Here is a 25,359-nt window from a genome sequence, read left to right on the forward strand (position 1 = left end):
TCGGCGACCAGTTCCTTCAAACTTCGATTCTCCTTCTCCAGGGACTTGATCTCTCGCAGCCGCTTGACGGTGACGCCGTGGCGGAAGCCGTCCTCACCCATCTCGGAGAACTTCTTGCGCCAAGCGTAGTAGGTGGCCGGGTAGACGTCGTACTTCTCCAGCGTAACCTTGACGCCTTTTTCGGAAGCCTCTTTGATGATCTGCAGCTTGTCTTCGGTAGTGAATTTGCGCTTTGACATGGTGAAAAATTACAGTTTTTGAACTGTAATCCGTTCCGATCAATTAGGGGGGCAATACAGTGGCCGGGTAGACGTCGTACTTCTCCAGCGTAACCTTGACGCCTTTTTCGGAAGCCTCTTTGATGATCTGCAGCTTGTCTTCGGTAGTGAATTTGCGCTTTGACATGGTGAAAAATTACAGTTTTTGAACTGTAATCCGTTCCGATCAATTAGGGGGGCAATACAGCCTCACGGCCGGACGGGGACACTATACCCTAAAGTTACTTTCCAACCTGGCTCACCGCAATAGCGGCCGAAGAGTAGCCCTGATGGAGGCTCCGGTATGGTGCTTAATTGCTTAGCTTAATGGAGTTGGCGCAATGTTCCGCGCATTTTTATAAAAATAATGTTGCTATTTTACTCTCTGCTAAATAGGGGAAGTTTTGATCTTCATATTCCTTTGCTTCTTTAACTATTCTTTTAGTTGATTTAACTCTTTGCTGTTTATAGGTAGGGAGATTATACAAAGGAAGATAGTCAATTGCTCTGTAGAAAAGCTCCTTTAAGTTATTGTCAGGAAAATAATAATGTGAAACAATATGAGTCTCCAACTCAAAAGATGAATATATTCTTCCTTGCTTAATATTCCAATACTTTAATAATCTAACTAATCTTTTAGTAATGTACTTATGCGACCTATTATGGCTATCTAGGTCATTCTTTATTTTGCTTGGGTCAGTCGAAATCCAGTCCTGATAATTATTTGCTGGTGCGGGTATTCGCTCTGCATAATACTGGTATATGGAGGGCACAAGTTCAAATCGAATATGGTTTAAATTAAGGACTATTGCAGGTGACGACTGCTCATTTTGAGAAGATAAGTATTTGCGTTCTGCAAAGCGCTTTAGTTTGTCCAAATAGGTTTGTGGTCGGTAATCACTATTCTGGAACCTGACCATTACATCTACATCTGACTTAGCATCGTAATATCTAGATAATAGAGTATCTCGATCATATGATCCGAATACTGTTACTAAGCTAATTTCATCATCAAAATATTCGGAGAGTCGGCTTTTTAGTGTATTAACTGATCTATTTATACCGTCTCTTTCTGTATCCTTATCTAACTTTACATTGCTTTCAATGGTGTTCAAATATGCAAGTACTGACATCGTATTATTTGTTCTTGTGCACAATAGAATCAACAGTCATCTTCATTGAATTTTCATCATCAGTTCTAAAAAGCCAATAAAGCCAGTTAGGGACTTTTGCTCTCGAAACTCGATTTAGATAAATTGAATCCTGAACTTGTCTCAATGTACTATTTTTGATTTCTACATGTTGATCCAATGAGTATTTTTCAATTACATTGCTAGTTCGTTGGATAACTTCTCTTTGCCTTTGCACCTGTTTTGAAATCTCTATCATTTCGGTTATTGAAGTTCGCATGAAGGAGAAAGATGGAGCGGCAAACAAAATAATTTCGTATAGATTGAGATCGTTTTTGGTGCCTATTACTATATACAGCAGGTAATACAATACAAATAGCAACATATAAACCAAAATAAACCTGGCTTTAATGTTGGCATCCCAAGCCATTGTGCTTCTTTGACACAATAGAATCTGCACATCTTTATTCGGAACTTGATCGATCTCTACAGGATACCAATTTAGTAAGAACTTATCGTCTTGTTTTTTCGACAATGAAACTATATCAGAATCAAGTATAGGCTTTGGAATAAGGATATCATTCCATTCTAATCCAAATAACCGCGTGTCAAACATTTCCTGTATAATAGCACCATTATTGGTATGCGCCTTGATAAAGCGCTTTACAACAATCGATAGTATGATGAGAACGAAAGTCCATATAGTAATTGTCTTTATGGATTGTAACCGATCAGCATAAATGATTATTGCTGGTGAAATCAGTGACAAAAACATTAAGGCCTTATCTACGAGTGCAAAGCGTTTGGCTAAGTTGTAGCTTCGCCTTTGGGCTCTTAGAAGCTTGATTGACCAATCATCGTTTTGCTTTGTTGCGATACTCATTAAGTGGAAACCTGATGGGTAATATTTTGGTTGCGCGGAACATTAACACGCCCATAATGCACATACGCACCCAATAGCGGTGAAACTATTGAAGGATGCACGCCACCCACCCCCCAATAATACATAATCTCCCCGTAGTCACGGCCAGTAAAAGTTGACGGGTGTGCCCGAGTTGACGGGTGTGCACCAAACCAACATCACCATCTCCAAATAGGGTAGGGGACCACAAACCATTTCTATACGGCCAATAAGCGGTTCTTCCTCACCCGCAACCAGGTATTCAGCCAATCCCAAGCCCGCGGCCGCGGCCATCGCCGGGCCCCAAGCCCGACAACCCGTGCAATTACCCGGAAAACTAGAGCCCTACCGTTCCACCGCAAACTTGGTCCACTCCGTATCGTTCGTCCGCTGGTCGGTATTCGGGTTGAAGAGGGCGTTGTCGGTACCGAAGTAGGTGCCCTGGCTGGAGACCCAGTAGTAGTTGGCGCCGGCGGGGACGCTGTAGTGTTCCCCGGTTTCGTGGTTGCCGATGAGGGCGGTTCCGGAGATGGCGTCGATCGTGCGGGCGTGGCCGGCGTCGTTGATGTTGCTGCGGCTGAGGAAGCCCTGGTGGGAAATGTCGAGGATGTCGCTGTAGGTCTGTCCGGCAGCGGACGCCGCGGTGCCCCGGGCAGCGATGGCCTGCATCCGCTGGCGGTGGGCGGAGGCGGAGCGGGCGGATTCCTCCGCGAACTGGCGGTCATTCTCCCGCAGCTGGCTGGCGAGCTCCCCATTCATGTGCCGGATCCAGGCGGGGTTCAGCTGTCCGTTGGCGTAGGAGTAGAGGTAGGCGTTCCGGTGGCGGTTGTAGGCGTTGGCGGCGGACTCCATTTCAGTACTCATGAGGTTCCATATGAGCAGTTGCCCGTTGGTGGTCTGGGTGAGTACCAGCAGGATGAGCGACTTGCCGTTGGGGGTATCCCACTCCGTCACCCGGGCGTCCACGCTCCGCCGCGATCCGGTATTCGGCATGGCGTTGTAGAGCCGCTGCCAGAAACCGGCGACCTCCGGGGCCGGGGCCTCCCCGACGAAGCTGTACCCCTGGTTGGCGGCGTTGGGCCGCACGTAGTTCTCCAGAATCTGCTGCAGGGTCTGCGGCTGCATCAATTGGTAGGTGCCCTGCATGCGGATGGTCTGCTGCATCATCGGGTCGGACGACCAGGCATACTGCTGGCTTTCCTGGCGGTGGATGCGGAGTCCGTCCGGCCCCTCGGCGAAAATGGGGGCCTCCGGGTGGTTCACCCGCCAGCTTTGGGGGATGGGGAAGCGGGCCTGTACCATTCCGCTTTTCCGGTCGAGGACCTCGTTGTACTTCGTGGGTTCTACCTGCCGCATCGAGGCGGCCAGGAGTTGTTCTACGTCGGCGTCGCCCGGGGGCGGAGACGGTTGCTGGGAATTGGCATCGGCACAGGCGAGCAGCGACGACAGCATCAGGAGGAGGGTGAGGTAGCGCATGACGGACGGGTGGTGGTTCCTCCTTTAAGTTAGGGCCTGGGGCAGTTTGTGTCAATGGGCATTCGGTTCCGAAGCGCAGCCCGGGCCAATGAATCACGCGAGAGGGTGATCCGACGTGTCGCGAGCAGAGCTCACGAACCAAGCGGCCCAAGCGAAGCGAGGGAAAAATGCCCGCCAGTCTAACCCCTCTACCTCCTCTAACCCTGTTAACCTTATCTAATCCTTAACCCCACCATTACCCAGCCATTGCATACCCCGGTTTCTTTTGCGACGGCACATCAACCGGGATGGTGATCCCGAGGAGTGAATGCTGCTGTCCCTGCCCGGGCATCGTACGTCCGGGAATCTTCACGGTTTACCTATTTTACCTACTATGAGAACCCTCCTTTTTTCCCTCTTTCTGGTATTGGCCGCTGGCCTGTCCGCACAGTCCGTCGCCCGCGGCACCATCTACGCCGACGCCAACGGCAACGGCAAAATGGACCGCCAGGAAGCGGGCATCCCCGGCGTAAGCGTCACGAACGGCGAAGCAGTAGTGCAGACCGACGCCGCGGGGCGCTACAGCCTGCCGGTGGGCTCCAACAACACCATCGCCGTCATCAAGCCCGCGGGCTACGCCGTGCCCGTGGACGGGAACAACCTGCCCCGCTACTACTACCACCACAAACCCGAAGGCTCTCCCGCTACGCAGTTTCCCGGGGTGGCGGCTACCGGGGCCCTGCCCGCGGCGATCAACTTCCCACTGGTTCCGTCGGAGGAGTCGGAGCGCTTCACCGCCTTGATCTTCGGCGATCCCCAGCCCTATACCGAGGAGGAGGTGGATTACTTCGCCCGGGGCATCGTCTCCGAGGTGGCGGGCATCGAGAACGTGCGCTTCGGCCTCAGCCTGGGCGACCTGGTGGGCGACGACCTCGACCTCTTCCGCCCCTACACCGCCGCCATCCGCCAGGTCGGTATCCCCTGGTACAACGTGATGGGCAACCACGACATGAACTTCGATGCCCCCACCGACGCCCTGGCCGACGAGACCTTTGAGGCCCACTTCGGTCCGGCCAACTACGCTTTCAACTACGGCAAGGTCCACTTCATCGTCCTGGACGACATCCTCTATCCCGACCCCCGGGATTCCAGCGGCTACTGGGGCGGCTTCCGGGAGGACCAGCTCAACTTCGTGGAGAACGACCTGAAGTTCGTACCCGAAGACCACCTGATCGTACTGGCCTTCCACATCCCCCTGAACGAGGGCGGTGGAGAAACCTACCGCGACGCCGACCGCGAGCGGCTGTTCGACATCCTGGAGCGCTTCCCCAATACGCTGTCACTCTCCGCCCACACCCACATCCAGCGGCAGGACTACTTCGGTCCCGAAGCGGGCAACGAGCGGGGCACCCCCCACCACGAATACAACGTAGGCACCACCTCCGGCGACTGGTACTCCGGCAAGCCCGACGCGAACGGCGTGCCCGTCTCCACCATGCGCGACGGCACCCCCAAGGGCTATGCCTTCCTCCACTTCGACGGCAACCGCTACTCCACCGAGTACCGCGCCGCCGGCCGCCCCGCCGATTACCAGATGGAGATCTTCCACCCCCGCGTTTTGGCGCAGGGACAAGGCACCCGGGCGGGCATCTACGCCAACTTCTTCGTGGGCCACCAGGGCGACGAGGTCCTCTACCGCGTCGATGAAGGCGAATGGAACCCCATGTCCTACGTCGAGGAACAGGACCCCGCCTACGAGTCTTCCATCTACGAATGGGATACCGCCGATACCCTGCTACCCGGCCGACGCGGGTCGAACGCCATCCCCAGTACCCACCTCTGGCGCGCCAACATACCCACCCGATTGGATCCCGGTACCCACACCATCGAAATCCGCGCTACCGACCAGTTTGGCCGCACCTACACTGGCACCAGCACCTATCGCCTGGAAACCCCTCCGACAAAAGGGCGCTGAAAAGGCTGATCATTAGATTCCCCTTGCACCCGGCCGTCCTCCCTTGACCCCCCGCCCGGCCCTGAAAGGGACGGCCACACATAAGTGGGGTCAATTCCGAGGGCACCGAGGAATGGGCCCCGCGGAATTGACCGAGGAATGGCCTCGCGAAGAGAACCGAACAATGGACCCCGCGAGGACAACCGAGGAATGTATCCCACGGACAGCGATCCACCGTATCCCCATCAGACCAGCACGAAATGTACCCACCTGCTCAAATTGCACCGCCCGGCCCTGGAAGGGACGGCCCCTACCCAGCGGGGTCAATTCCGAGGGCACCGAGGAATGGGCCCCGCGGAATTGACCGAGGAATGGGCCCCGCGGAATTGACCGAGGAATAACCCCAACGAAGGAAACCAAACCCACCCCGCATCCAAAATCAAATACGGCACCCGCGCCCCGCCGCCCGGACGAACGCCCCAGTCCGTACCTTGCTGCTGCGGTACGCAGGAAGGAAACGTACCGGCCCACGAACGCAACCACCGACCATGGAAACTACCGAACTGCTGAAGCGCGTCCGCCGCATCGAGATAAAGACCAAGGGGCTGAGCCGACAGATATTTTCCGGCGAGTACCACTCGGCTTTCAAGGGGCGGGGCATGTCGTTCTCGGAGGTGCGCAACTACCAGTACGGCGACGACGTGCGCAACATCGACTGGAACGTGACCGCCCGCTCAGGGGAACCCTACGTGAAGGTATTCGAGGAGGAGCGGGAGCTGACCGTGATGCTGTTGGTCGACATCTCGAAGTCAAGTTTCTTCGGCACCGTGAAGCAGCCCAAGAATGAGCTCATCACCGAGATCTGCGCGGTGCTGGCCTTCTCTGCGGTCAACAACAACGACAAGGTGGGCCTGCTGCTCTTCAGCGACCGGGTGGAGAAGTACCTGCCACCGAAGAAGGGCAGGGGGCACATCCTGCGCATCATTCGCGAACTCATCGACACCCGGCCGGAGGGCAGCGGTACGGACATCGGTATGGCCCTGACCTACTTCACGAACATGGTAAAGAAGCGGAGCATCTGCTTCCTGGTCTCCGACTACCTGGCCACCGGCTACGAGCGATCGCTGCGCCTGGCCGCCCGCCGCCACGACCTGGTAGGACTGCACCTCTACGACCCCCGCGAACGGGAACTGCCGCCCGTGGGCCTGCTGCGCGCCGTGGACGCCGAAAGCGGCCAAGCCCACTGGATCGATACCGACAGCAAGCGCGTCCGCGACCGCTACGCCGGCTGGTACCGGGAGCAGATGGACTACTTCAAGACCGCCTTCCAGCAGAGTGGCGCCGATACGCTGAGCGTGGAGACGACGGAAGATTACGTGAAGGAGTTGCTCCGGTTTTTCAAACGGCGGGGGTAGGGGTTAGTTGGGGTTTTTGAACCGCAGATTCCACAGATTCTTGCGCGGATTTTGGCGCAGATTTTTTCGCTCGCTTTGCTTGCTCATTTTGAGTCAGGGGAGTTTAATCTGCGCCTTAATCTGCGCCTCAATCAGTGAAATCTGCGGTGAGTTTTTAGCGCCTCTGGCGCTCAGGGGTTTTTGAACCGCGGATTCCACGGATTCTTGCGCGGATTTGGGCGCGGATTTTTTCGCTCGCTCGGCTCGCGGATTTCGCAGATTATTCCGCCTTCGGCGGCTCAGACGCGAAGTGGACTCTTTTTCCGTCGCATACCAAGGAATACAAATTACTAGTAGGCACCGAAACGTGGTGTGTACCGCCCTTGAGATCGCCCGGGCGGCGGGGCGCAAAAGGGGAAAGAGAAGGCTGCACTGTTTGAGCGCGCTGGAGATTGAGATTGGAAACTAAGTGGGGGGCTATCGACCGGCTTGCTTCGGAGAATGGATCGTGCGGCGAGTTTGCAGCATTCCGCCCTTTTGGGTTCCGACGACCGATTAAGGCGAGATCACAACTTCGCCCAGGGGCCCCCACCTCTGGCCTCGTGGTTGGTCCTTTTGTAGCTAGACAAAAGGACGAAGTAATTGTCTTAACCGCAGATTTCAAGGATTCTTGCGCGGATTTTGGCGCAGATTTTTTCGCTCGCTTTGCTTGCTCATTTTGAGTCAGGGGAGTTTAATATGCGCCTTAATCAGCGCCCCAATCGGCGAAATCTGCGGTGAGTTTTTAGCGCCTATAGCGGTTGAGGAGTTTTTGAACCGCAGATTCCACGGATTCATGCGCGCATTTTGGCGCAGATTTTTCGCTCGCTTTGCTTGCTCATTTTTAGTCAGGGGAGATTAATCTGCGCCTTAATCTGCGCCTCAATCAGTGAAATCTGCGGTGAGTTTTTAGCGCCTCTGGCGCACAGGGGGTTTTTGAACCGCAGATTCCACGGATTCATGCGCGGATTTGGGCGCGGATTTTTCGCTCGCGCTGCTCGCTCATTATACGTCATGGGAGATTAATCTGCGCCTTAATCAGCGCCCCAATCGGCGAAATCTGCGGTGAATTTTTGAGCGCCTCTGGCGCTTGGGGAGCGGCTTAACCGCAGATTCCACAGATTCTTGCGCGGATTTGGGCGCGGATTTTTTCGCTCGCTCGGCTCGCGGACACTAAATGCGAGTGAGCGGATCCGCAGCACAACTCCCCGCACCTAACAAGGTGTAGTTGAGGTGAGCGGCCCATTGCCTATCTTCAAGGGATTATGGGAGCTAGCAGTTATCGATGCATCGCCTTGTTGCTCTTATGTTTATGCCTGGGCTGCCGGCAATCCGGGGAGGCGATGGCAACGGGGGAGGCGGGTGGTGAAGTGTGCGTGCTGGATTCGGCGCTGCTGAACTACCGACTGGTGAACTACATCGAGGTGTTGCCCGATTCGGCCGGCCGACTATCCATCGAAGACGTCACTGATACTTCCACTCAGCAGGCGTTTCAACCCTATCGCGAGTACGCGGGTACGCTGAATTCCCACCAGTGGTACTGGGGCAGGGTCAGGGCAGTCAACCGCCTGCCGGACGGCAAGCGGAGTACGGAGTGGGTGCTCTACTTGTCGGGCAACTGGACCCGGCTGGAAGTTTTTACCCGGGACCGGCAGGGCAACTGGCACACCGAGCCCAATGGCACCTTCCTGCCCCCCGGCGAAAAGCCGTTCGTGCCCACCACCCGAGGCAACCTCGTGAAGCTCTCCCTGCCGCCGGGGGAGGTGCAGACCATCTATTTCCGGGGGATGGCCGAACGCGTATCCCTGCCGCCCTCCTTTCACGCGTACCTGCAGACCACCGATGTTTTCTACAATAAACTGCTGAAGGCCAAGGTGAGCAACGCCGTCTTCATCGGCTTTTTGGGCATGATGCTCCTCTATAACCTGATGGTGTACTTCCTGGGGCGGGCGCGGAGCTTCATCTATTACTCCGGCTACCTGCTGATGATGATTGTGTACGCCTGCTACTCCGGCAGCGACCTTTCCGACTGGTTCGGCGACCGGCTCTTCCCCGGCCAGCCGGAGTACTACAGCTTTTTCAAGTTGTCGATCTTCATCGGACTGATGTGCTACCTCTCCTTCATCCGCAGTTTCGCGGACCTAAAGCAGTTGCTGCCCCGCTGGGATCGCTACTTCAAGATCCTGGTCTGGCTCGGCTTCCCCCTGATGGCGGCCTTCGTTGCGGTCACCATTCTCTCGAATTTCAGTCATGCGGTGGAAGACTGGACCACGGTAACGTATATCATCCTGGTGGTCGGTTCCTGCACCCTGCTGCTGTATCCTCTCTACCGCACGCGCGACAAAAAGGGTGCGTTCGTCTTCGCGGGCGTAGCCGTGATCAGTCTGGGCTGCCTGCTCTCCCTGCTGACGCGGGTGGCCTTCCCGCCCTTCACCCTCGTGTACCTGAAGGCTGGTGTGGTAGTGGAGGTGCTGATCTTCTCCCTCGGACTGGCCTACCGCCAACGGAAGCAAATCCAGGCCCGGGAGCAGGCGGATTACGCCCTGCGGGAAAGCCGGCTGCTGCAGGAAAAACAGCGCATGGAAGCGGATCGCCTGCAGGAACTGACGGAGTTCAAGACGCAGTTCTACACCAACATCACCCACGAATTCCGCACCCCCCTCACCGTCATCATGGGCATGAGCGAAAGAATACAGGGCCACGCGGAAGAGAAACAATTGATCGAGCGCAACGGTAAGAATCTCCTTGGGCTGGTCAATCAGTTGCTCGACCTTTCCAAACTGGAATCCGGCTCCATCGCCATCACCTGGATCCACGACGACATCGTCGGTTACCTGCGCTACCTCACTGAGTCGTTCTACTCCGCTGCCGAGCAACAGCGCATCCGTTTCATGTTCTACGCGGAGGAACGGGAGATCCGGATGGACTTCGACGAAAGCAAGGTGCTCCGGATCGTCAATAACCTGATCGCCAACGCCCTGAGATTCACCCCCTCCGGCGGCAAGATCATCGTGCACGCCAGCAAGATCACCCAGGACGGCCAGCCTTTCCTGCGCCTGGTAGTCAAGGACAGCGGCGTAGGGATCAGTCCGGAGCACGCCGCGCACGTGTTCGAGCGCTTTTACCAGGTTGACCAGAACCACGAAGCCGGGGGTACCGGCATCGGCCTGGCCCTGACGCGGGAACTCGTCGACCTGATGGGCGGAACGATATCCGTCAGCAGCGAAGTGGGGGTCGGGACAGATTTCGAGGTCCTGCTGCCCATCCGCGCGGATCACCGCGTCCCGGAGGCGGAAGTGACGCCGCGGCGCCCGTCGGAAGATCGCCCCGAACTGCTGGTCATCGAAGACAACCCGGACATCATCACCTACCTGCGGGCCCTCCTGGGCGATCGGTACAGTATCCATACGGCCCTGGACGGCGCCTCGGGAATCGAGAAGGCGCTGGAACTGGTGCCCGACATCATCATCAGCGATGTCATGATGCCGGAAAAGGACGGCTTCGCGGTCTGCGAAACACTAAAGGCCGACGAGCGGACCAGCCACGTGCCCATCATTCTGCTGACCGCAAAGACCACCCACGAAGCCAGGATCGAAGGCCTGAAGTACGGCGCCGACGCCTACCTGACCAAGCCATTCAACAAGGACGAGCTCATCATCCGGTTGGAGAAACTCATCGAGGTACGCCAGCAGCTCCAACAACGGTACGGCCAGCAGGATGCACCCCCCGCCGGCACCGAGGCCGAGGATACCTTCATCCAGAAACTGCACGGGCTGATCCACGACCACCTGGACGATACCACCTTCGGCGTAGCCGAATTGGCCGCCGCCGCCGGACTGAGCTCCATGCAGCTGTACCGCAAGATCAAAGCGATCACCGGCAAGACACCCTCCCGCTTCGTGCGGAGCTACCGGCTAAGGGAGGGCATGAGACTCCTGCGGGAGGGGCATTACACCGTTTCGGAGGTCGCCTACGCTGTCGGTTTCTCCGACCCGAGCTACTTCAGCCGCACTTTTCAGGAGGAATTCCATAATAATCCCAGCCACTTTATAAATGTCTGATAAATAGCAATTTAGCACTTATCATACCGTGCGTTTGCAAGATAAGTACCGGAATTTAGTGTTGTAACGTCGTATAGCTGCTACCCTTTGTAGGATGGGTAAATGGGATGGGGGCCCTGTTCGCCGACTTTTGTAATCGGCTACCAACCGCATACACTGATGAACAACACAACACTCTCCTTACTATTCGTTTTTGTTTTCGGAACGGCGGGGCTGCTTACGGCCCAGGATTTCTTTTTGCCGCTTTCCACTTCTTCCCCATCGGCGCTGGAGTCTTATCAGAAGGCAAGCCATCTGAGCTCCAACGTCCGTATGGGTCCTGCCCGCCAAGAGATCGACAAGGCCCTGGCTGCCGACCCCGATTTCTTCATGGGCTACGCCTACGCCATCCAAGTGCTGGCCTCCGACGAGGAGAAACCGGGTATGATCGATAAGGCCCTGGCCATCGACCCCAAAGGATTCACGAAGGCGGAAAAGATCATGCGCCGCTACCTGATGGACCTGAAAAAAGACCCCGAGGCTATGCCCACCGAGATGACAGAGGCCCTCATCAAAGCCTACCCCGATACCCCGGAGGCCTACGAATGGGCTTACCTCCACGCCGCCTACACGGAAAAGGACCTGGACGCCGCCTTCAAATACGCCCGCCAGATGACCACCCTGGCACCGGACTTCGCCCCGGTCCATAACAACCTGGGCTACTTCCATATGCAAAGGAAGGAGATGGACCAGGCCAAGGCCAGTTTCGAAAAGTATATCGCCCTGGCCCCCGATGAAGCGAACGCCTACGACAGTATGGGCGAGTTCTACCTGAACAATGGCGACTACGACGCCTCAGCCAAGTATTACGGTATGGCGGCGGAGCGCGGGATGCCGGGCGCGGCCGAAAAAGCGCAAGAGGCGGTGGCCAAAAAGACCGGCACCTCCGGCGGGCAGACCGACGCCTCACTCGAGCGCAACATCCAGCACGTACGGACCGTATGGGACAAAATCATCAATGAAGGCAAGATCGCCGAGATCAACTCCGGCAACTTCGCCAGCGACATTGTGATGGTGGGCGCTACGGAAGATGTCCGGGGGATCGACAACTTCCGCGACTACTACCAAAACTTCGTGACGGGCTTCTCCGCCGTCACCTTCACCGTGGAGGATATCTTCGGGCAGGGCGACAAGCTCGTCAAACACTGGCGGTTCAGGGGCACCCACACCGGCGATTTCTTCGGCGTACCCGCCACCGGTAACGAGGTCGACCTGGAAGGCGTGACGCTCATGCAGATGCGCGACGGCAAGATCGCCCGGGAGCAGGATTTCATGGACAATATGCTCTTCTCGCAGCAGCTGGGGCTGCTGTCCAATCCCAACAACGCCACCCTGGTGCAGCGGATCTACGACGCTTTCTCGGACGGGGATATTCCCACCGTCCTCGCGGCGCTGGATGATAAGGTTGTCTGGAAAGAAGCGGAAGGCAACGAGCTGGCCGACGGCAATCCCTACATAGGTCCCGACGCCGTACTCCAGGGGGTATTCGCCCGCCTCGGCGCCCAGCATGAGTACTTCAAATTAAAGGACATCAAGGTGCGTCCCATGGTCGACAACCAGGTGCTCGCCACCCTTCGCTACGACGCCAAACTGAAGGAGAACGGGATGGAGATCGACGCGCAGGCCGCCCACCTCTGGACCATCAAGAACGGGAAGGTCATCGCCTTCCAACAATACGTGGACACCCGACAACTGGCCGAGAAAGCGGCGAAGAAATAGGGTACCTACCCACCAGGATTTAATGGTTATTTTGGATTAGAGAGGAAGTCCCGTCGCAAGGCGGGGCTTTTTTGTTTCAGCTACCGCCCGAACGGAGCCGGCGGGAATAAATCCGGCAACCTACGCATACCGCCCCTCGGCCCCGGCCCGGCACCCGCGCGCCGCCGCCCGCGGGAACGTGCCTTTGCTTTGGTTCTAAACTAAGCCGGTATATCTTCACGATGTGCTAACTTTCGCGCCATGAACATCGCCCTTGCCCAGATCAACGTACACGTCGGCAACTTCGACGCCAACCTGAAAAAGATGCTCGACTATACCGAGCGTGCCAAGCGGCAGGGGGCGGACATCGTGGTATTTCCGGAGCTCGCTACCGTGGGCTATCCACCGCGCGACTTTCTGGAATTTGACGACTTCATCGACCAGGCGAACCTGGTGGTGGAACAATTGGCCAAGGCCGCCGACGGTATCGCCATCGTGGTCGGCTCGCCCACCAAAAATACCGTGGTGGAAGGCAAGGACCTGTACAACAGCGCCTACTTCCTTGCCAACGGCCGCATCCAGCAGGTGCAGCACAAGACACTTCTGCCGACCTACGACGTCTTCGACGAATACCGCTACTTCGAGCCCGCCGCCGAGTGGAACGTGGTGCGCTATCAGGACAAGACCATCGCCATGATCGTCTGCGAGGACAGCTGGAACGTAGGGAACGAAAACCCGCTCTACAAGATCAATCCGATGGACCTGCTGATGGAGCACCAGCCGGACTTCATCCTGAACATCTCCGCCTCCCCCTTCTCCTACGACCACGCCCCCGAGCGCGTAATGGTGCTGCAGGCCAACGTGGAACTGTACAACCTGCCGATGTACTACGTCAACCACGTTGGCGCCCAAACGGAGCTGCTCTTCGACGGCGGCTCCATGGTCATCAACCGCCAGGGGGAAGTGGTGGACGAGATGCCTTACTTCGAGGAGTGCCTGCGGGTGTACAACACCGACGAGGTGGAAGACGGGGCGGAAATGACCGGCGAGCGCGAGCGCGACAAGATGACCCTGATCCACGACGCCCTGGTGATGGGCATCCGGCAGTACTTCAACAAACTAGGCTTTAAACGAGCCCTGCTCGGACTGAGCGGCGGCATCGACTCGGCCCTGGTGGCCGTGCTCGCCGCCCGCGCCCTGGGCCCCGACAACGTGCGCTGCGTGCTCATGCCCAGTCAACACAGCAGCGACCACAGCGTAAACGACGCCCGCCAATTGGCCCAGAACCTCGGGTGCCAGTACGATATCGTGCCCATCGAGAGCGTCTACCACAGCTATATGGACCTCCTCAAGCCCCACTTCTTCGGCTACGGCGAAGGGCTGGCCGAGGAGAACCTGCAGGCCCGCATTCGCGGCATGATCCTGATGGCCTTCAGCAACAAGTTCGGCAGCATCCTGCTCAACACCAGCAACAAGAGCGAGATGGCCGTAGGCTACGGCACCCTCTACGGCGATATGTGCGGCGGACTCAGCGTGATCGGCGACGTGTACAAGACCGAGTGCTTCGAACTGGCCCGCTTCATCAATAAGGATGGTGAGGTGATCCCCGAAAACATCATAACCAAACCCCCCAGCGCCGAACTGCGCCCCGACCAGCTCGACAGCGACAGTCTGCCCCCCTACCCGGAACTAGACGCCGTACTCTACCAGTACATTGAGCTGCACAAAAGCCCCCAGGACATCATTGAGCAGGGCGCCGACCCGCTGCTGGTACAAAAGGCCCTCCGCCTCGTCAACATCAACGAATTCAAACGCCACCAGACCGCTCCGGTGCTGCGCGTGAGCAAGAAGGCCTTCGGGATGGGTCGGCGGTTTCCTATTGTGGCTAAGTACCTTAGTTAGGAAATTAGTGAATGCTTGAATTAGTGAATGATTGAATTAGTGAATGGGCCATGTCACGGAATTGCCGGATATTCACCCATTCTGTTTTTCGGGAATTCACTCATTCACTCCTTCACCAATTCACTAATTGGAACCCCTAATCACCAACGACGCCGTAGTATTCGGCCTCCTGCTCGTCATCCTCGCGCTGGTATTTACCACGGCGAATAGCGAGCGACCTTTCTGGAAGACTTTTTACACCTACGTGCCGGCCCTGCTGCTGTGCTACTTCCTGCCGGCCCTGCTGAACTGGCCGCTGGGCATCATCGCTTACGACTGGTACGAATACGGGGTAATCGACGCGCTGGCCCAGCAAGGGGTGAGCCTACCAGAGGGGTTGTCGTTCGGAGAGATCAACCGCTACATTGAGGCGCAGGGACTGGATCCGGCCGACTTCAGTGCTTACACGGGCCACAGCCAACTGTACTTCGTGGCCAGTCGGTACTTGTTGCCGGCGAGCCTCATCCTGCTCTGCCTTAACATCGACATCCCGGGAATCATCAACCTGGGGTACCGGGCCATCGTCATGTTCCTGGCGGCGACCGTGGGCATCATCCTGGGGGGGCCGGCGGCGCTGCTGATCGTGACTTACTTCTTTCCCGGACTGATCAACCTGGATCCCGATCTGCTGTGGCGCGGACTGAGCACGATCGCCGGATCGTGGATCGGCGGTGGGGCCAATCAGGCGGCCATGCAGATCATCAATGAGGTGCCGCCGGGCATCTTCGGACAGATGATCGTGGTCGACGTGCTCGTGGCCAACATCTGGCTCGCCTTCCTCCTGTTTGGGGCCGGGCGCGCCAAGCGCATCGACCGCTTCATCGGGGCCGACAACCGCGCCATCGACGACCTCGTGCGCAAGATGGAGGATTACGCCGACCAGGTCCGGCGCATCCCCACCAGCATCGACCTTTACCAGTTGCTCGGCGTAGCCTTCGGCGGTGTGGCTTTGGCCCATTTGGGGGCAGATTTGCTGGCGCCCTTCTTCGGCCGCTTCGAAGCCACCCTGGGGGCCCTGCGGCTGAATACCCTCACCAGCGGCTTCTTCTGGATGGTGGTGCTCGCTACTACTTTCGGATTCCTGTTTAGCTTCACCCGGGCGAGGAAACTGGAGGGGGTAGGGGCCAGCAAGTGGGGTGGCATCTTCATCTACATCCTGGTGGCCACCATCGGCATGCAGATGAACATAGGCGACGTGCTGGACAACCTCGGGCTCTTCGCCATCGGCCTGATCTGGATGCTCGTGCACATCACGGTGCTCCTAGTCACCGCTTACCTGATCAAGGCACCCTTCTTCTTCGTGGCGGTGGGCAGTCAGGCCAACGTGGGCGGTGCGGCCAGCGCGCCGGTAGTGGCCAGTGCCTTCAATCCGGTGCTCGCTCCGGTGGGGGCCATCATGGCGGTTATCGGCTACGCGCTCGGCACCTACGGGGCGCTGGTTTGCAGTTATTTAATGGAGATCTCCGTTAACTAGTGACCCGGATAGCCGTTGGACGGGGGGTACACCGTCCGCGCTTAACCCGTTGGACGGTGTACCCCCCGTCCAACGGGTTAAGCGGTTGGACGGTCAAAAACTACCCATGAAAGACAGCATTCTCGTCACCGGCGTTTCTTCCGGTATTGGCCTCACCACCGCCCGCTATCTGCTGGATCGCGGCTTCCAGGTTTACGGTTCCGTGCGGCGGGGCGCGGGTCCCGAGGAACTCACCCGGGAGCCGGCGTTCACGGCACTTAATTTTGACGTTACCGACCGCGACGCCATCCGCGCCGGGGTACAGCGGATACTCGACGATGGGGCCCGGCTGGTCGGCGTTGTCAACAATGCGGGGATCGCGGTCTCCGGTCCGGTAGAGACCGTCCGCGAAGCCGAGTACCGGCGGCAGTTCGAGGTGAATGTATTCGGACTCGTGGCCGTCATCCAGGAGACCCTGCCCCTGCTGCACGCGTCGCGGGAGGGCGGATTCCGGCCACGCATCGTGAATATCAGCAGCGTAAGCGGCTACCTCACCTCCCCCTTTACGACTTTTTACTCGGCTTCCAAGTTTGCGGTGGAGGCCCTGACCGACGGGCTCCGCCGCGAGTTGCTCGACTCGGGCATCGATGTTATCAGCGTGGCCCCGGGCCCCGTGAAGACGCCCATCTGGTCGAAGGGCAGGGAACAGACCGACGCCTTCGAGGACAACCGCTACAGCCATATCCTCCCGAAGCTGGGTCCGTACACCGAAGCCGCCGAAGCCAGCGGCGTGGAGCCGGAAGTGGTGGCCGAAGCCATCTATCGCGCCCTCACCGACGAAACGCCGGAGCCCGGCGTGCTGGTGATGAACAAGCGATGGATGGCCAAACTGCTGCGCCTTACGCCCAAGCGCTTTCAAGATAAGTTCTTCAACAAGCGACTGGCCCACAACCGCCGCTACTGAGCCCGACGGCCCATGGCGGCAAGAATGTGTAAAGTCTAGCTACGGTGTGGGTGAACCGTAACCCCCATTCGCGCTTACCCTCTTGCAACCCTGCCCCCATGCACCTCTCCCTCGACGACCTCATGGCGCGCCCCGCCGCCTTCCGCCGCGACCTGATGAATACCCTGCCCGGACCGCGCGGCGTACACCTCATTGGCACCCGTGGCCACCGGGGCACCGAGAACCTGGCCGTCTTCAGTTCGGTGGTGCACGTGGGGGCCAGTCCGCCGCTCCTCGGTTTCATCCTGCGGCCCCTTACCGTGCCGCGGCATACTTACCATCACCTGAAGGCTACCGGTTGGTTCACGCTCAATACCCTGCACCCCCATATCCTGGATCCGGCCCACCAGACCAGCGCCAATTACCCGATTGGGGAGTCGGAGTTTGCCGCTACCGGCCTGACGCCGACGTACTCCGACCGCTGCAAGGCCCCCTACGTAGAAGAAAGTGCCGTCCGGATCGGCCTTACTTTTGAGGAAGAGTATCCCGTCAGGGCAAATGGCACGCTCTTCATCATCGGGCGCGTGCAAGAGATTATCGTGCCCGACCGGGTCGTTGCCGAAACCGGCCACGTAGATCACCTGGCCCTGGAAACCCTGACCGTAGGCGGGCTTGACACCTATTATCGGGCCACTGACCCCATCCGAAAAGACTACGCCCGGGCCAAACCAAAATCATGAAACCCATGAAATTCACCCTGCTGCTTCTCCCGTTTCTGTTATTGACTTCCTGCGCTTCGGAGGCTTCGGATGCTACCCAGGAAGGCGATCCAGACCAGACCAGCCAGCCGGCGCCCGGTACCCGTCCCCAGCCGGTGGTCAGCGGAGGCATCCGCTACCAACTCATGGTTCTCGACGACCTCCGCGACGTAAAGGGGTGTACTTTCCTGCTACGGCCCGAGGACGCGGAGGAGGGGCTGTACCTCTACGGCTTCAATTACGGCGAGGGCCCCGGTGAAGGCCTGTTCGGGGGCAGCTTCCAGACCCTGGAAACCGTGAGCGAAGAGGAGGGGAATGCCGATGGGGGCGGGCCCATCACGTTCGTCCACGCCAACGATGCCTACGAGGTTACCACCACCGTGACCCAGGAGCGCCAGGTCGATTCGGAACTCTGGGAAGTATCCGGCACGGTGACCATCCGCGACCGCGAGTCGGGCGCCAGCCTGCGGGTGCGGGTAGTGGGCGAGCAAGGCTGCTAATGGCCCCAAACGGTCGAGTGGCCTCCGGCCCGAGCGTAGAATGCCAACGTACCGACACCAAACCCACACCAAAAAACGGTCAACAGCATCAGGCCCGAGCGATACGGTCGAGTGGCCTCCGGGCCCGAGCGTAGAATGCCAACGCACCAATACCAAACCCACACCAAAAAACGGTAATCAGCCTCCGGCCCGAGCGTAGAATGCCAACGTACCGACACCAAACCCACACCAAATAACGGTCAACAGCATCAGGCCCGAGCGATACGGTCGAGTGGCCTCTGGCCCGAGCCTTGAATGCCAACGTACCAATACCAAACCTACACCGAAAAAGGTCGGGCACCCTACGCTCCGAGCAAAACGGTCAAGTGGCCTCTGGCCCGAGCGTAGAATGCCAACGCACCAATGCCAAACCCACACCAAAAAACGGTCAGCAGCATCAGGCCCGAGCGATACGGTCGAGTGGCCTCTGGCCCGAGCGTAGAATGCCAACGTACCAATACCAAACCCACGCCAAAAAACGGTAATCAGCCCCCGCCCCGAGCAAAACGGTCGAGTGGCCTCTGGCCCGAGCGTAGAATGCCAACGCACCAATGCCAAACCCACACCAAAAAACGGTCAGCAGCATCAGGCCCGAGCGAAACGGTCGAATGAYCTCCAGCCCGAGCGTAGAATGCCAACGCACCAATGCCAAACCCACACCAAAAAACGGTCAGCAGCATCAGGCCCGAGCGATACGGTCGAGTGGCCTCCGGCCCGAGCGTGGAATGCCAACGCACCAATACCAAACCCACACCAAAAAACGGTCAGCAGCATCAGGCCCGAGCGATACGGTCGAGTGGCCTCCGGCCCGAGCGTGGAATGCCAACGCACCAATACCAAACCCACACCAAAAAACGGTCAGCAGCATCAGTCCCGAGCGATACGGTCGAGTGGCCTATGGCCCGAGCGTAGAATGCCAACGTACTATACCAATCCCACACCAAAAAACGGTCAGCAGCCTCCGGCCCGAGCAAAACGGTCGAGTGGCCTCTGGCCCGAGCGTAGAATGCCAACGCACCAATACCAAACCCACACCAAAAAACGGTAATCAGCCTCCGGCCCGAGCGAAACGGTCGAATGACCTCCAGCCCGAGCGTCCAGCGGTCGAGTGGCCTCCAGCCCGAGCGTAGAATGCCAACGTACCAACACCAAACCCACACCAAAAAACCCCAGCGCTCTACAACCCAACCATCAAACGCCAGCCGCACCCCACCAACCCCAGCCATCCGACCTTGACCGCACCAGCGCCCCGCCGCCCATGTCGGGAAAGGACAAATGCCGCGCGGCAGCCAAATTCCGAATCAGAACCGGCGAATCAATCTATCCACCCCCCACCGCGTTATCTTCCTGAGTCCCAAACAACACCGCCATGTCTTTACGCAAATCCGCTTTGTACACCGCCCTCGGCGCGGTGGCCTTTCTGAGCCTGACGGCCGCTACCGTAAGCCCCGTGAACGACAAGTTCTTCGAGATCATGAAGGCCATCGAGGTGTATACCAACGTGTACAAGGAAGTGAATACCTACTACGTCGACGAGATCGAACCCAACAAACTGATGCGCACCGGCATCGAGGCCATGGTGGGCTCCCTGGACCCCTACACCAACTACATCAGCGAAACCGACGTGGAGACCGCCCGCCTGCGCCAGAGCGGACAGTACCAGGGCATCGGCGCCGAGATCGAGTACATCGACGGACTGCCCACCATCCTGACGCTGTACCGCGACCAGCCCGCCGACGATGCGGGCCTGAAGACCGGTGACCGCCTCCTGGAGATCGACGGCCGCGAGACCGTAGGCTACAACCGCGAGCAACTCGAGGAGATCATGCGCGGCTTCCCCGGTACCGTGATGGACCTGACCGTGGACCGACCCGGCGAAGGCCTCAAGAAACTGCAACTGACCCGGGGCGACGTGGACATCCCGAACGTACCCTACGCCGGCATGCTCGAGAACGGCGTCGGATACGTGGCTCTGACCACCTTCACCCAGAACGCCGCCCAGAACGTGCGCGACGCCGTGGCCAAACTCCGCGCCGAGAACCCCGACCTCGCGGGCGTGGTGCTGGACCTGCGCAACAACGGCGGGGGACTGCTGAACGAAGCGGTGGACATCGTCAACATCTTCGTGCCGAAGGACGAACTGATCGTGACCACCAAGGGAAAGGTGCGCGACTGGAACCGCAGCTACTCCACCAAGGGAAATCCCCTCGATACCGAGCTGCCCGTGGCCGTACTCATCAATGGCCGGTCGGCCTCGGCTTCGGAGATCGTATCCGGTGCCCTGCAGGACCTCGACCGGGGCGTACTAATAGGCCAGCGCAGCTACGGCAAGGGACTGGTACAGAACATCATGGAAACCGGCTACGGCAGCCGGGTGAAGATCACAACGGCGAAGTACTACATCCCCAGCCAGCGCTGCATTCAGGCCATTGAATACCGCAACGGAAAGCCCTACGACATTCCCGACGCCCAGCGGCCCGAGTTCAAGACCCGCGCCGGTCGCACGGTACTCGGCAGTGGCGGCGTGGCCCCTGACATTGAGGTCGACGTGCTCGGCAAGAACAACGTGGCCCAGGGACTGCTGGAAGAGTACATCATTTTCGACTTCGTCAACGAATGGGTGCGCGATCACCCGACGATTGACTCGGTGGCAGACTTTCACTTTCAGGACTGGGACCGCTTTGAGACCTTCCTGAACCGGGCCGACTTCAGCTTCACCTCCAAAGCCGAGCAGCTGCTGGAGGAAGCCGCCGAACGGGCCGCTGAGGAGGGCTACGACATCACCGCCGACCTGGCCGCCATCCAGGAGCGGGTAGACCGCGAGCAGGCGGCCGCCATTGCCGGACTGAAGGAGGAGATCATCGACATCATCGAAAAGGAGATTGCCGGACGGTACTACTACCAGCGCGGACAGGTCCAGATGGGCCTGCGTAACGATACGGAAGTGCAGGAGGCCATCGCGGTGCTGAACGACCGGCAACGTTACGATGACCTGCTGAGCAAGTAACTATTGCGCTGAAACACAACACCCCAGCCGCGCCGAGCGCGACTGGGGTGTTGTGTGTTAATTCCGGAGGGTGCCTATATCTCGCTGATGTTCTCGCCGATGACCGGGGTTTGGTTGCGTTGGTCGTCGGAAACCGTGGACAGGTTGCCCTCCTCCAGGCGCTCCCCAAGCCAGCGGCGAGCCTCGGCGAAGGTAGTGAAGACGTGCTTGTAGGGAACCAGTCCCGGGATCAGGTTGATCCGTTCCATCATGTCCTTTACCTGCTCGTTCATCCCGGTGAAGACGACGGCAATGCCGCGGCTGTGCATTTCCATGATTGCGTCTTCCATGGCGTAGAGCCCAGACTGGTCGATGTAGGGTACGCGACCCATTCGGATGATGACCACCTCCACGGTGGGCAGTTTCTGCATCATGGCCTGAAAACCGGAGACGAAGCCGAAGAACAGGGGGCCTTCGAGGCGTTTGATGAACACCCGGTCGCCAACTCGTTTGAGCAGGTCGCCTTCATCGGCCCAGGGCTTTTCGCGGCTGAACTCGAAAAACGACGTGGAGGTGGCGCCTGCTTCCACCGTATCGGCGGTCTTCTTCATGAAGAGTACAGCGGCCAGTACCATGCCGATGGCCACGGCTTCGAGCAGCCCTACGAAGACCGTGAGCAGGAGCACCAGGATCATGACCACGGCGTCCCCCCGGGGTACGGCTCGCAGGTGGCGGAAGCCCCGGTAATCGATAATGCCGATACCGACCGTGATGAGGATGCCGGCCAATACACCGTTGGGGATGTAGCTAACAATGCCGCTCAGGCCCAGCAGCACCAGAAGCAGGAAGAAACCGGCGATCATGCCCGAGATTCTGGTCTTGCCGCCGGACTTCACGTTGATTACGGTACGCATCGTGGCGCCGGCGCCGGGCAGGCCGCCGATGAAGGAGGCGGCCATGTTACCCAGTCCCTGACCGATGAGTTCCTGATCGGGGTCGTGCTTGGTCTTGGTGATGTTGTCGGCCACTACGGAGGTGAGCAGGGAATCGATGGCCCCCAGGGCCGCCAGGGTAAAGGCGAATTCCAGGATCCGCAGAAGCATACCCGAACCGAAGTACTGGCCGAAAAAGTCAAAGTAGAACGGCGGAAGGCCCTCCTGTACCTCCCCGATCACCGGCACTTTTCCGGGCATGAAGAAGTAGGCCACGAGCGTCATGATAATCAGGGCCACAAGACTCGAAGGAACGATATCCGTGATCCGCTTGAAGCCGTATATGATAGCGATCGTCGAGAGCGCCAAGAACACGTTCAGCCAGTTGATCCCCCCCGGGGTGGAGAAGGGCCGGTCAATGCTGGAGAGCGTGCCTACCGTGCCGCTGGCACTCCGACCGGCGAGGCGTACGGCGCGGGTACGGATCTCTTCCTGGCTGACTTCGGCAAAACGCCGGCTGGTTTCCTCGATCACGGCAGCGTCCATGACGCCCTTCAGGGCTCCGTCGGCCTCCTCTTCGCGGATGATCTCCTCCAGGATGACCTCCTCGGCGTGGGGCATCTGGCTGGCGACGAGTTCAGCGTCGTTGCTGGCGCTGTAACCGAGTGCGGGGAATAACTGCGTGATGATGATGATCACCCCGATCCCGCTCATAAAGCCGGAGACCACCGGATAGGGTATGTATTTGATGTATCTGCCGAGTTTGATTACCCCGAAAAGCATTTCGATCAGGCCGGCCAGGAAAAAAGTGGCCAGGATGAGCGGTAGCGCCTCCTGTACGGTTTCGGCACCCGATTCCATCAGGGCATTGGCAATGATGGCCGAGGATACCACCGTCATCGGGGCGGTAGGCCCGCTCACCTGGGTGTTGGTGCCGCCGAAAAGCGCGGCAACGATGGCGATGGCGATAGCGCCGTAAAGCCCCGCCATGGGCCCCAGGGCCGTCTGCGCTCCGAAGGCCAGGGCCAGCGGAAGGGCTACAATACCTGCGGTAAGACCGCCGAAAAAGTCGCCCCGAAGGTTAGAGAAATCAAAGACAAAGGGGTTCTTCATGGCAGCATCTTGGAAGGTATGGGCGAGGATCGCCCGATGTAGATACCCGCAACCGGCTCTACAGTTCGCGGACATTGCCACGAATACCTTTATCCAAGACCGTCGTTAGTGCGAGGTTACGGCACCCGATCGCATGCCGAGCACCTCAAAGTAGTCCTCTGGATTGTAAACGGTTCCGTTTTCCTTGATCAATTCCACTTCGATATTGCGGTTCTTGAAAGTAGTCACGAAATCATTCATGATCTCGACGACGTCGTAATCCAGGAACTGGGTCTTCCGTACGTCCAGGTGCAGCAGGGAACCCTCGGGAATTTCGTCAAACTGCTTGCGAATAGCACCTTTGTTGAAGAAGGTGACCTCCTCCGCCAGCACCATATTGACTACGGGCCGCTGACCGTTATCGTTGGACATATGCAGGAAGTGGGAGTTCTGGTAGCTGGTGTATAGGATCACGATAATGCCCACGATGAGCCCCAGGCTGATCCCGATGAGCAAATCGGTGAAGATGATAGCCACCACGGTGACGATGAAGGGAACAAACTGTCGCCACCCGGCCCGGTAGATCGAAAGGAAAGTAGCCGGTTTGGCCAGCTTGTAACCCACCAGCAGAAGAATAGCCGCCAGCACCGAAAGTGGGATCAGGTTCAGGATATTCGGAACGAAGATCACCGATATCAGCAGCAGACAGCCGTGCAGGATTGCCGCAAGTTTCGTTCGCCCGCCGGACTGGATATTGGCCGAACTGCGGACTATAACCTGGGTGACGGGGAGTCCGCCGATCAGGCCGGAAATGATGTTGCCCGTTCCCTGAGCCACCAACTCCCGGTTAGTGGGGGTGACGCGCCGTCTTGGATCCAGCTTATCGGTAGCTTCCACGCACAGCAGGGTTTCCAGACTGGCCACGAGCGCAATGGTGAAGCCAATCACCCAGACGTTCAGTTGAGTGATCGCGCTGAAGTCGGGAAAGCTGAACTGGCTGATGAACGAGTCGAAGCTGTCGGGCACCGGTACGCTCACCAGGTGCTCCTCCGAGATGCCAAGGTCGCCCCCGCCCATGGATACTTCCCAGATGATACCGACCGCCACGGCGACCAGCGGGCCGGGAATGATGTTGAAAATTTTGCTCCGTTTGACCAGCACCGCCTCCCATAGGATCAGTATGCCCAGGGCAATGAAGGCGATGACGGTGGCCCCGTCGTCGGTGTAGTTGAACATGTTGAACAGCTCCGAGAACGTATTCTCGCCGTCGGCCTGCAGGAAGGCATCATCGCCCTCCGGGTCGGCGTCGTAACCGAAAAAGTGGGGGATTTGCTTCAGGATGATGATCAGCCCGATGCCTGTCAGCATCCCACGTATGACCGCGCTCGGAAAAAAATAGCCGATTACCCCGGCCTGCAGAATGCCGAACACCACCTGCATGGCCCCTCCGATCACCACGCAGGTCAGAAAGAGCTCCCAACTGCCAAGCTCGGTGATGGCCCCCAGCACGATGGCCGTCAGGCCGGCTGCCGGACCGCTTACCCCAACCTGTGAACCACTTACCGCACCGACGACGATGCCGCCGATGATACCCGCGATCAGGCCGGAAAAGAGAGGAGCCCCACTGGCGAGGGCAATACCCAAACAAAGGGGAATGGCAACGAAAAAGACGACCACACTGGCCGGAATATCGCCCTTCAGGTTATCGAATAAGCCAAGACGGGAGGTAGAGGGTATACTCATGCGGGAATGCTAAAAATTTACAATAGCAGACCAATTAATACATA

Annotated in this window: 17 protein-coding genes; 10 read left to right on the top strand and 7 right to left on the bottom strand. The window is 58.2% G+C overall.

The window, feature by feature from the left end:
• From E4021_RS12295 to E4021_RS12315, 5 genes are all read right to left on the bottom strand, one after another.
• On the bottom strand, positions 1 to 239 hold a 239-nt coding region (locus tag E4021_RS12295; RefSeq protein WP_136459663.1), incomplete at its 3' end, for a transposase.
• A gap of 43 nt (positions 240 to 282) precedes the next feature.
• Positions 283 to 405, bottom strand: coding sequence for a transposase (locus E4021_RS18415; RefSeq protein ID WP_246050288.1), 123 nt, complete (start codon positions 403 to 405; stop codon positions 283 to 285).
• Between the two features lie 208 nt (positions 406 to 613).
• Positions 614 to 1,390, bottom strand: a complete 777-nt coding sequence (locus E4021_RS12305; protein ID WP_136459664.1) for an SMODS domain-containing nucleotidyltransferase — start codon at positions 1,388 to 1,390, stop codon at positions 614 to 616.
• Positions 1,391 to 1,394: 4 nt separating this feature from the next.
• The gene (locus tag E4021_RS12310) at positions 1,395 to 2,270 is read right to left on the bottom strand and encodes an S-4TM family putative pore-forming effector (protein WP_136459665.1); all 876 of its coding nucleotides are present in this window, start codon (positions 2,268 to 2,270) and stop codon (positions 1,395 to 1,397) included.
• Positions 2,271 to 2,633: 363 nt separating this feature from the next.
• Entirely contained in the window at positions 2,634 to 3,764 is a 1,131-nt protein-coding gene (locus E4021_RS12315; protein WP_136459666.1) for a hypothetical protein, read from the bottom strand.
• Between the two features lie 373 nt (positions 3,765 to 4,137).
• Between E4021_RS12315 and E4021_RS12320 the strand changes: the two genes are divergently transcribed.
• The 10 genes from E4021_RS12320 to E4021_RS12365 all read left to right on the top strand — a co-directional run bounded on the left by E4021_RS12320 (position 4,138) and on the right by E4021_RS12365 (position 21,569).
• Complete coding sequence (locus E4021_RS12320) at positions 4,138 to 5,718, top strand: calcineurin-like phosphoesterase C-terminal domain-containing protein (RefSeq protein ID WP_136459667.1); 1,581 nt, start codon at positions 4,138 to 4,140, stop codon at positions 5,716 to 5,718.
• 527 nt (positions 5,719 to 6,245) lie between these two features.
• Positions 6,246 to 7,112, top strand: a complete 867-nt coding sequence (locus E4021_RS12325) for a DUF58 domain-containing protein (protein WP_136459668.1) — start codon at positions 6,246 to 6,248, stop codon at positions 7,110 to 7,112.
• Between the two features lie 1,361 nt (positions 7,113 to 8,473).
• Entirely contained in the window at positions 8,474 to 11,191 is a 2,718-nt protein-coding gene (locus E4021_RS12330) for an ATP-binding protein (protein ID WP_168797588.1), read from the top strand.
• A 159-nt stretch (positions 11,192 to 11,350) separates the two neighbouring features.
• Entirely contained in the window at positions 11,351 to 12,949 is a 1,599-nt protein-coding gene (locus tag E4021_RS12335; protein ID WP_168797589.1) for an ester cyclase, read from the top strand.
• Positions 12,950 to 13,189: 240 nt separating this feature from the next.
• Positions 13,190 to 14,830, top strand: a complete 1,641-nt coding sequence (locus tag E4021_RS12340) for an NAD+ synthase (RefSeq protein WP_136459671.1) — start codon at positions 13,190 to 13,192, stop codon at positions 14,828 to 14,830.
• A 127-nt stretch (positions 14,831 to 14,957) separates the two neighbouring features.
• A complete protein-coding gene (locus tag E4021_RS12345; protein WP_136459672.1) occupies positions 14,958 to 16,343 on the top strand; it encodes a DUF819 family protein in 1,386 nt (461 codons plus the stop codon).
• A 106-nt stretch (positions 16,344 to 16,449) separates the two neighbouring features.
• Complete coding sequence (locus tag E4021_RS12350) at positions 16,450 to 17,286, top strand: SDR family oxidoreductase (RefSeq protein ID WP_136459673.1); 837 nt, start codon at positions 16,450 to 16,452, stop codon at positions 17,284 to 17,286.
• 98 nt (positions 17,287 to 17,384) lie between these two features.
• On the top strand, positions 17,385 to 18,005 hold the full coding sequence (locus E4021_RS12355; protein WP_136459674.1) for a flavin reductase family protein: 621 nt from the start codon (positions 17,385 to 17,387) through the stop codon (positions 18,003 to 18,005).
• Positions 18,002 to 18,523, top strand: coding sequence for a hypothetical protein (locus tag E4021_RS12360; protein WP_136459675.1), 522 nt, complete (start codon positions 18,002 to 18,004; stop codon positions 18,521 to 18,523). Before E4021_RS12355 ends, E4021_RS12360 begins: the two co-directional genes overlap by 4 nt.
• 1,408 nt (positions 18,524 to 19,931) lie before the next feature.
• The gene (locus tag E4021_RS12365) at positions 19,932 to 21,569 is read left to right on the top strand and encodes a S41 family peptidase (protein ID WP_246050289.1); all 1,638 of its coding nucleotides are present in this window, start codon (positions 19,932 to 19,934) and stop codon (positions 21,567 to 21,569) included.
• A 74-nt stretch (positions 21,570 to 21,643) separates the two neighbouring features.
• On the opposite strand, the gene E4021_RS12370 is transcribed toward E4021_RS12365, so the two are convergent.
• The gene (locus tag E4021_RS12370) at positions 21,644 to 23,593 is read right to left on the bottom strand and encodes a SulP family inorganic anion transporter (protein WP_136459676.1); all 1,950 of its coding nucleotides are present in this window, start codon (positions 23,591 to 23,593) and stop codon (positions 21,644 to 21,646) included.
• 105 nt (positions 23,594 to 23,698) lie between these two features.
• Entirely contained in the window at positions 23,699 to 25,315 is a 1,617-nt protein-coding gene (locus E4021_RS12375) for a SulP family inorganic anion transporter (protein WP_136459677.1), read from the bottom strand.
• Positions 25,316 to 25,359: the final 44 nt, after the last annotated feature.

The sequence above is a fragment of the Neolewinella litorea genome (assembly GCF_004803465.1).
Taxonomy (GTDB): Bacteria; Bacteroidota; Bacteroidia; order Chitinophagales; family Saprospiraceae; genus Neolewinella; species Neolewinella litorea.